At 71.8% G+C, this 7,867-nt stretch carries 8 protein-coding genes and 1 pseudogene; 5 read left to right on the top strand and 4 right to left on the bottom strand.

Features of this window, described 5'->3' with window-relative positions; all coding sequences use genetic code 11:
* Nucleotides 1-279 precede the first annotated feature (279 nt).
* From flgH to flgF, 4 genes are read right to left on the bottom strand one after another with little or no spacing between them, the layout of a single operon-like run.
* The gene (gene flgH, locus VQ03_RS23540; RefSeq protein WP_048453337.1) at nucleotides 280-1,032 is read right to left on the bottom strand and encodes a flagellar basal body L-ring protein FlgH; all 753 of its coding nucleotides are present in this window, start codon (nucleotides 1,030-1,032) and stop codon (nucleotides 280-282) included.
* Nucleotides 1,033-1,043: 11 nt separating this feature from the next.
* Nucleotides 1,044-2,108 (bottom strand): flagellar basal body P-ring formation chaperone FlgA, encoded by a 1,065-nt coding sequence (gene flgA, locus VQ03_RS23545; RefSeq protein ID WP_048453338.1) that lies wholly within the window; start codon nucleotides 2,106-2,108, stop codon nucleotides 1,044-1,046.
* The gene (gene flgG / locus VQ03_RS23550; RefSeq protein WP_048453339.1) at nucleotides 2,105-2,896 is read right to left on the bottom strand and encodes a flagellar basal-body rod protein FlgG; all 792 of its coding nucleotides are present in this window, start codon (nucleotides 2,894-2,896) and stop codon (nucleotides 2,105-2,107) included. Before flgG ends, flgA begins: the two co-directional genes overlap by 4 nt.
* Nucleotides 2,897-2,911: 15 nt before the next feature.
* Nucleotides 2,912-3,658: a flagellar basal-body rod protein FlgF gene (gene flgF, locus VQ03_RS23555; protein ID WP_048453340.1), complete on the bottom strand. Its 747-nt coding sequence runs from the start codon at nucleotides 3,656-3,658 to the stop codon at nucleotides 2,912-2,914.
* Nucleotides 3,659-3,935: 277 nt separating this feature from the next.
* Here flgF and fliL point away from each other — a divergent pair, with 277 nt between their 5' ends.
* The 5 genes and pseudogenes from fliL to VQ03_RS23580 all read left to right on the top strand — a co-directional run.
* Nucleotides 3,936-4,442: a flagellar basal body-associated protein FliL gene (gene fliL, locus VQ03_RS23560; protein ID WP_048453341.1), complete on the top strand. Its 507-nt coding sequence runs from the start codon at nucleotides 3,936-3,938 to the stop codon at nucleotides 4,440-4,442.
* Between the two features lie 28 nt (nucleotides 4,443-4,470).
* Nucleotides 4,471-5,685: a flagellar motor switch protein FliM gene (gene fliM, locus VQ03_RS23565; RefSeq protein WP_048453342.1), complete on the top strand. Its 1,215-nt coding sequence runs from the start codon at nucleotides 4,471-4,473 to the stop codon at nucleotides 5,683-5,685.
* A 41-nt stretch (nucleotides 5,686-5,726) separates the two neighbouring features.
* Nucleotides 5,727-6,356 carry a DUF6468 domain-containing protein gene (locus VQ03_RS23570; RefSeq protein WP_083468186.1) on the top strand — a complete coding sequence of 210 codons (630 nt, stop codon included), beginning with the start codon at nucleotides 5,727-5,729 and terminating at the stop codon, nucleotides 6,354-6,356.
* A complete protein-coding gene (locus VQ03_RS23575) occupies nucleotides 6,353-7,351 on the top strand; it encodes a MotE family protein (RefSeq protein ID WP_342586475.1) in 999 nt (332 codons plus the stop codon). Before VQ03_RS23570 ends, VQ03_RS23575 begins: the two co-directional genes overlap by 4 nt.
* Before the next feature lie 159 nt (nucleotides 7,352-7,510).
* A pseudogene (locus tag VQ03_RS23580) lies at nucleotides 7,511-7,867 on the top strand (hypothetical protein); the annotation flags it as partial.

The raw sequence follows: 7,867 nt of genomic DNA on the forward strand, positions 1-7,867 counted from the left end.
GGTCGCGACCTCTCCGGAAACGGCGTCCCCTCTCCCGGCTCACTCCGTTCGCCAACCCTCCTCCGCAGAGGGGGGAGGGTTCGTTCGCGGGTCCCGATCCGCATTTTCCTGCAAACACGATGATGTGACGGCCGGGATGGCGCGAACCGCGGTCCGGCCTTTTCTGATGTCACCACCGGAAACGAGAGCGGCCCCGGCGGGAGTGCCGGGGCCGCGCCGCGTCCGGGCGGCTCAAGGGGGGAGCGTGCCGCCCGGTGCGGGATCGTCGGCGACCGCTCGCTAGAACGGCAGCACGATGTCGAGGAACTGCTGGCCGTAGCGCGGCTGCTGCACGTCGGTGATCTGGCCGCGGCCGCCATAGGCGATGCGGGCCTGGGCGATCTTGCTCGAATCGATGGTGTTGTCGGACTCGATATCCTCCGGCCGCACCACGCCGCCGACGATCAATTCGCGCACCTCGAAATTGATGCGGATCTCCTGACGCCCTTCCAGCACCAGGTTGCCGTTCGGCAGCACCTGCGTGACGATCGTCGCCACGTTGGTGGTCACCGTCTCGGCCCGCTGCACCGAGCCGGCGCCGTCATTGGTGGTGGTGGCGTCGGTGGTGAGCATCTTCGCCGGGTCGATGCCGGCGAGGAGCTTGGTCTTCGTCTCGAGGCCGAAGGCGTTGGGCATCCCGAACGACTCGCTGTTCGAGCGCGACCGCTTGGTCTCGTTGTTCAGGTTCGCCCTGTCGGTGACGTTGACCTTCACGGTCACGAGGTCGCCGACCTTGGCGGCGCGCTGGTCCTTGAAGAAGGCGCGCGAGCCGGTGCGCCAGAGCGAGTTCGAGGCGTAGGAGACCGGCTGGACATCCGGCATCGGCAGCCGCACCGGGCGGTAGCCTGCTTGCGCGGTCGGGTCCTCGATCGCCGAGAGGGCCGGCGTCGCGCCGATCTGGGTGAGCCGGTCGGCGGTGTTGCAGCCGGCGAGCAGCGCGCCGGCGAGGCCGACGATCGCGAGGCGCGAGTGGGCGCGGAGGGAGAGGGACATGCTGCGCCTCCTCACGGCCGGGCCGAGGCGAGCCGGGCGGGGGCGGCCGGGGCCGCCGCCGTCACCGGCACGATCGGCGCCACGGTGACGCGGCCGGGGCCGATCACGGTGGCCTGGATCACCTTCTTGGAGACCGGGTTGATCACCCCGATCACCGCCCCGAGGGGGCCGCCCTCGCGGGCCTGGCCGCGCAGGGCCAGCGCCACGCCGGGGGTCTCGTACACGATGGTGACCGCCTCGCCGCGGGCGACGAGGTCCGGGCGGCTGAGCTCCCCGGCGCGGAGCGCCGTGCCGGCGCCGAGCGGCTTCTGCGCCACCTGGCCGATGAAGGCGGCGGCGTCCGCCGCGACGTCCGCCGGCAGGCCCTCGCGCGGGCGGCGCTCGACCGCGATGTCGGGGGCCGCCAGCGTCTCGCCCCGGTTGATCGTCCGGGTCAGCACCGCGACGTCGGCCATCTCGATCACCTGGCCGGCGACCCGGAGCGAGGCCTGGCGCTCGCCCACCACCACGAGGGCGGCGACCCGGCGGCTGCGGGGATCGTAGGTCACCTCCTGGGCCGAGACCGCGCCGATCAGGTCCGGCGGCACGGTCAGGACCGGCGGCTCGCCCTCGAAAGAGACCGTGACGAAGCCGGCATCGAGCCCGCGGACCTTCGCGAGCGCCGCCTTCACGGCGCCCTCGATCTCGGGGGCGGCGATGCGGCGGGCCGCGCGCTGCACCGAGATCTGGAGCCGGCCGCCGCTCTCCGGCGCGTCGAGCCCGAGCCCGGCCGCCGCCTCGACGATGCGCCGCACCTGGATCGTGCCGGAGGTGCCGAGCGCCGGGGCCCGGAACAGCGCCTTCTGGGCGAGGGCCGGCGGCGCGCCGGCGACGAGGTCGCCGAGCGTGATGACGTCGCGCTCGGCGGTGATGTCGCCCCGGAGCGCGAGGCGGGAGGGCTCGCCGGCGAGCACCGGCAGGGTGAGGGCAGTGAGTGCCAGCAGCGCGAGGGCGGTGCGCGAGAGGATGCCGGGCCCGAGCAGGGCGCGGCGGGCCTCCGGGACGGCGGGAGCGGGGTGGATCATCGGGGCGCTCATCCGCGGAACATCTGCGAGGTGGTGGAGAGCATCTGGTCGGCGGCGGTCACCACCTTCGAGTTCATCTCGTAGGCGCGCTGCGCGGCGATCAGCGAGGAGATCTCCGAGACCGCGTTCACGTTGGCCTCTTCGAGGTAGCTCTGCTGCAGGTTGCCGAACCCGTCGGTGCCGGGATTGCCGGTGATCGGCGGGCCCGAGGCCAGGGTCTCGACGAACAGGTTGTCGCCGATCGATTCCAGGCCGACCTTGTTGACGAACCGGGCCATCTGGATCTGGCCGAGATTCTGCGGTGCGGTCTGGCCGGGGATCGTCGCCTGGACGATGCCCGAGGCGCTGATCGTCACGCTGGTGGCGTTGTTCGGCACCGTGATGTTCGGGTTCATCAGGTAGCCTTCGCGGGTGACGATCTGCCCCTGCGAATCGAGGTCGAACGAGCCGTCGCGGGTGTACGAGGTGCGCCCGTCCGGCATGGTGACCTGGAAGAAGCCCTCGCCGCGCACGGCGACGTCGTAGGTCTTCTCGGTCGAGGTGAGGGTGCCCTGCGACATCACCCGGGCGGTCGAGGTCGTCTTCACGCCCGAGCCGAGGGCGAGGCCCGCCGGCAGCTGGTTGTTCTGGTCCGAGGTCGCGGTGCCGGCCCGGCGCAGGTTCTGGTAGAGCAGATCCTGGAAATGCGCCTGCTGGCGCTTGTAGCCGGTGGTGCGCAGGTTCGCGATGTTGTTCGAGATGACCTGGACGTTGAGTTCCTGGGCCGCCATGCCGGTGGCGGCGGCGTAGAGCGCGCGCATCGTCGGGCGTCCTCTTTACGCGTTGCCGACGTCGGCGAGGCGCTGGATCGCCTGGCCGCGCAAGGAGTCGAGCCGCGACACCGTGTCGGAGACGAGCTGGTAGGTGCGGTTCACCTCCAGCATCCGGCTCATCGCCAGGACCGGACGGACGTTCGAGCGCTCGAGCGCGCCGGGCTCGATCCGCCCCTGGGGGCCGGCTGCTTGCGCGGGGGTGTTCGACGAGTAGAGGTTGGCGCCGGCATTCGTCAGGCCTTGCGGGTTCGCGAAGGTGACGAGGCGCAGGCGGCCCCGGGTGCCCTGGTTGGTCGAGACGGTCCCGTCCGGCCCGAGCGCCAGCCCGGTCTCCTGCTGGCCGATCTGGATCGGGCCGCCGTCGCCGAGAACCGGGTAGCCGTCGCTCGTCACGATCTGGCCCTGCGGGTTCAGCTCGAAGGCGCCGTTGCGGGTGTAGCGCTCGCCCTGCGGCGTCTGCACCGCGAAGAAGGCCTCGCCGCGGATCGCCGCGTTGAGCGGGTTGCCGGTCGGCTCGATCGGCCCCTGCTGCATGTCGAGGGGCGTCGCCGCATCGATGACGTAGGAGACCTTGCGGTCGGGGCGCTGGAAGGTCTCCGCGCTCGCCTTCGGCATCAGGTATTCCTGGAAGCGCGTCGCGCGCGCCTTGAAGCCCGTCGTGGTGACGTTGGCCATGTTGTTGGCGATGACCTCGAGCTCGCGCCCGAGGGCCATCTGGGACGAGAGCCCGATCAACTGAGCATTCTGCACCGGCTACTCCCCGACGATGCGTGGTGTCGGGCCACCCCGCTCCCCAGCGGCGGACCCGCAAGGATGATCGCAGGGGCCGTGCCAGGCCGCGCCGTCCGGAATTCTGCTGTCATGGCAAATGCTTGGTTAATCGCAGGGGGCGGCCGGCCCGGTCGTTTCGTGCCGACCCGGCAGGTTCGACCGGGCAGAAATTGCCGCCTTAACGGCACGTTAACCGTCTTCGCTCACTCTACGGACAGGCCCGGTGACGGGTTTTCAAGGGGTTGGACGGCGGGGGATGGCCAAGAAGCCGAAGAAGGCGCCTGCGCCAGAGGGCGAGGGCGAGGAGGGCGCGGCCCCCGCCGGGGGTAAGAAGAAGCTGATCATCATCGGCGCCGCGGTGTTGCTGCTGGTGGCCGGCGGCGGTGGCGGGTTCATGGTGATGCGCAGCCGCGCCGCCCAGGCCGAGAAGCAGGCCGTCGAGCAGAAGCTGCCGGTGGCGTTCATGGATGTCCGCGAGATGACCATGAACCTGATGCCCGAGCCCGGGCAGACCCAGCCGCGCTTCCTGCGCCTGAAGGTTGCGCTGGAGGTACGGGATTCCAAGGTGGTGGCCGAGATCCAGCCCCTGATGCCCCGGGTCGAGGATACCTTCCAGGTCTTCGTGCGCGAGCTGCGCGTCGGCGACTTCGAGGCCGCCGGCGGCACCTACCGCCTGCGCGAGGAGCTGCTGCGCCGGGTCAACGTGGCGGTCTATCCCGCCAAGGTCGACGCGGTGCTCTTCAAGGACTTCGTGATCCAGTAACAATCCTCGAGCGGGACTTGGTGCTTCCGTGGCCGGACCTGACGATACCATCGACGACGACGACTGGGCTGCGGCCCTGATCGAGCAGGGCGGCGGCGGCGACGCCTCGCTCGCCGAGGAATGGGGCGCGGCGCTGGCGGAGCAGGGCACCGCCACCCAGGCGAGCGACATGGCGGCCGAGTGGGCCAACATGATCGACGAGGGCGAGGCCGAGAACCTCCCCGAACTCGCCGGCAACGACCGCATCCTGAACCAGGAGGAGATCGACCAGGTCCTGGGATTCTCGCTGCGCGAGCTCTCGGCCTCGGGCGCGGGCGGCATCCGGGCCATCGTCGATTCGGGCGTCGTCTCGTACGAGCGCCTGCCGATGCTCGAGATCGTCTTCGACCGGATGATCCGGTTGCTGTCGACGAGCTTGCGCAACTTCTTCCAGGACAACGTCGAGGTCACCCTCGACAACATCACCTCGGTGCGCTTCGGCGACTACCTGAACGCGATCCCGCTGCCGACCCTGCTCGGCGTGTTCCGGGCCGATACCTGGGAGAATTCGGGCCTCGTCACGGTCGAGTCGAACCTCGCCTACTCGACCCTCGACCTGCTGCTCGGCGGCAAGCGCGGCGGCACCAGCATCCGCCTCGACGGGCGGCCGTTCACGCCGATCGAGATGCAGCTGGTGCGCCGGATGGTCGAGATCATCCTCGGCGACCTCGAGGCCTCGTTCCAGCCGCTCTCGCCGGTGCGCTTCCTCATCGACCGGATCGAGACCAACCCGCGCTTCGCCACCATCACCCGGCCGGCGAACGCCGCGATCCTGATCGATCTCAAGCTCGACATGGAGGGCCGCGGCGGCCTGCTCCAGATCCTCTTCCCCTATGCCACGATCGAGCCGATCCGCGACCTGCTGCTGCAGAGCTTCATGGGCGAGAAGCTCGGCCGCGACCACATCTGGGAAGGGCACCTCGCCACCGAGATCTTCCAGGCCGACGTGGCGGTCGAGGCGGTGCTGCACGAGATGTCGCTGCCCCTGCGCCGGGTGCTGTCGCTGGAAGTCGGCGACACCATCATGTTCGACGCCAAGCCCGCCGACCTCATCACCCTGCGCTGCGGCGACTGGGCGATGACGCAAGGAAGGATCGGCCGCCTCGACGACAGCATCGCCGTGCAGGTGACCCGCCCCCTGCGCCGCGCCCGCACCACCCTCGCGGCCTTCGAGGCCTCGATGCAGAACCGCAAGGACGGCTAGCGCCGCATGTCCCTCTTCACGTTCCCGAGCGAGGCCGCATCGTGAGCCTGATCGTCAGCATCCTGGCCGACCTGCTGGTGGCGGTCCTGCTCGTCGCCTGCATCGCCACCTCCGTCAGCCTCGGCCGCCGCATCACCCGCCTCAAGGGCGACGAGACGGCGATGCGCCAGACCATCGGCGACCTGATGGTGGCGACCGAAACCGCCGAGCGGGCGATCGCCGGCCTGCGCACCACGCTCGCCGAGTGCGATCGCACCCTCGCCGAGCGCCTGCGCCTGGCCGAGCGCACCAATGCCGACCTCGCCGCCCAGCTGCAGGCCGGCGACGAGGTGCTCTCGCGCATCGGCCGCATCGTCGCCCAGGCCCGGGCGGCGGTGCCCGGCGAGATGTCGGCTCCGGCGGCCCAAGCTGCCTTCTCCCAAGCTGCCTTCTCCCAAGCCGCCTTCTCCCAAGATGCCTTCTCGCAGGGCGCCTTCTCTCAAGCCGCCTTCGCCCAGCCGCAGGCCGCCGCGGCGCAGGGGACCGTCGCGCCCGAGCCGGTCGCCCCTGCGCCGCCGCCCGCCCCCGAGCCGCGGCCGGTTTCCACCGGCGAGCGCCTCGGCGCCGCCGCCGCCGCCGCCCGCGCCCTCAGCGAGCGGGCCCTGAGCCGCCTCCAGGCCCAGGCCGCATGAGCCTCGCGCCGCTCCTGCGCCGCTTCGCCGGGCTGCCGCTCGCCGGAGCCCCGGCCGGCGGCTCGCCCGCCGCCGGTGCGGCGGCCCCTGCCGCCATGGCTGGAGCCGGCGCTGCGCCCGCCGCCACGCCGGCCGCCGCGAAGCCAGCCGCCGTCAATCCACCCGTCGCGACGCCCGCCGGCACCTTGCCCGTCAAGGTCCCGCAGGCGCCCCCCTCCGTCGCCGTGCTGGCGCGGCGCCTGCTGGCGAACCCGGTCTGGCGCGGGCCGATGATCCGCCTGCGCCTCGTCGATGCGGTGGCGGTGGCGGCCTCAGGCCTCCTGCTGCTGAAGGTGCTGGCCGTGCTCAATGCCGGGCCGTCCACCGGCGCCCGCTTCGCCGAGCTGCTGGTCCATGCCCGCTCCAGCTACGAGCCGACCGATCCGGCGATCACCGGCTCCGTCTCGCCCAAGGAGGCGCCGAAGGAGCCGGCGGCGGCGCCCGCCCCGGCGGAGCCGCCGCGGCCGGCCGCCGAGCCGGTCTCGCCCTCCGAGCGGGCGATCCTCGAGAAGCTCGGCGCCCGGCGCGACGTCCTGCAGCAGCGCTCGCGCGACCTCGAGACCCGCGAGCAGCTGATCGAGAATGCCGAGCGCAAGCTCGAGACCCGCATCAACGACCTGAAGACCCTGGAGCAGAAGGGCGACGACGCCGCGGCCAAGCGCGCCGAGGCGGAGGCCGCCGGGCTCAAGTCCCTGGTCACGATGTACGAGACGATGAAGCCCAAGGAGGCCGCCCGGGTCTTCGACAGGCTGAAGCTCGATGTCCTGGTGCCGGTCGTGGTGGGCATGAACCCACGCAAGATGGCCGAGGTGCTGGCCGTGATGCAGCCCGAGGCGGCCGAGCGCCTGACCGTGGCGCTCGCCCAGCGCGCCCGCGGCGGCGGCGGGCCGAAGGCCGCCTCCGCCGCCCCGGGCCTGCCGCCCGGCGAGCTGCCGGCGCTCGACGGGGTGCGCTGAGCCTCCCGCATCGCCTCGGTGTGGGACGGGCCCGCAAGGAGGCTCGACGAGGCGCGGAACGCGTCGGCACCGGCCGTATCGAGGCCGGATGACCCGAAGTTAAGCCCTCATTAGCCCTGTGCCGCCATGGTGCCGGCTCGGGGTTTTCGGGCGGATGCGATGGGTTCGACGGGCAGGAACCGCCGCGCTGCGGCGCTGATGGCGCTGGCGGTTTGGGCCGCCGGGACCGGCGCGGCCGATGCGGCACAGCTCGTCGCGATCCAGGGCAGCGAGCAGAAGAATTTCGGCCGCATCGCGCTCACCTTCGACCACGGCGTGAAGGTGACCGCCAAGGTCACCGGCGGGGTGCTGGTGGTGAGCTTCCGCGAGCCGGTGACCGGCCAGCGCGACCGCCTGGCCGCCGAGATGCCGGCCTACGTGGCGCAGGTCCGCCGCGATCCGGACGGCGCGGGCCTGCGGGTCGCCCTGCAGGCGCCCTACCGGGTCAACGTGCTGGAGGCGGGCGAGCGGGTCTTC

Source organism: Methylobacterium tarhaniae, from assembly GCF_001043955.1.
Taxonomy (GTDB): domain Bacteria; phylum Pseudomonadota; class Alphaproteobacteria; order Rhizobiales; family Beijerinckiaceae; genus Methylobacterium; species Methylobacterium tarhaniae.

What these genes read in the sequence shown, in the direction of transcription:
- flgH (WP_048453337.1), bottom strand. Translation starts at nt 1,032, where the DNA reads ATGTCCCTCTCCCTCCGCGCCCACTCGCGCCTCGCGATCGTCGGCCTC.
- flgA (WP_048453338.1), bottom strand. Translation starts at nt 2,108, where the DNA reads ATGAGCGCCCCGATGATCCACCCCGCTCCCGCCGTCCCGGAGGCCCGC.
- flgG (WP_048453339.1), bottom strand. Translation starts at nt 2,896, where the DNA reads ATGCGCGCGCTCTACGCCGCCGCCACCGGCATGGCGGCCCAGGAACTC.
- fliL (WP_048453341.1), top strand. Translation starts at nt 3,936, where the DNA reads ATGGCCAAGAAGCCGAAGAAGGCGCCTGCGCCAGAGGGCGAGGGCGAG.
- VQ03_RS23575 (WP_342586475.1), top strand. Translation starts at nt 6,353, where the DNA reads ATGAGCCTCGCGCCGCTCCTGCGCCGCTTCGCCGGGCTGCCGCTCGCC.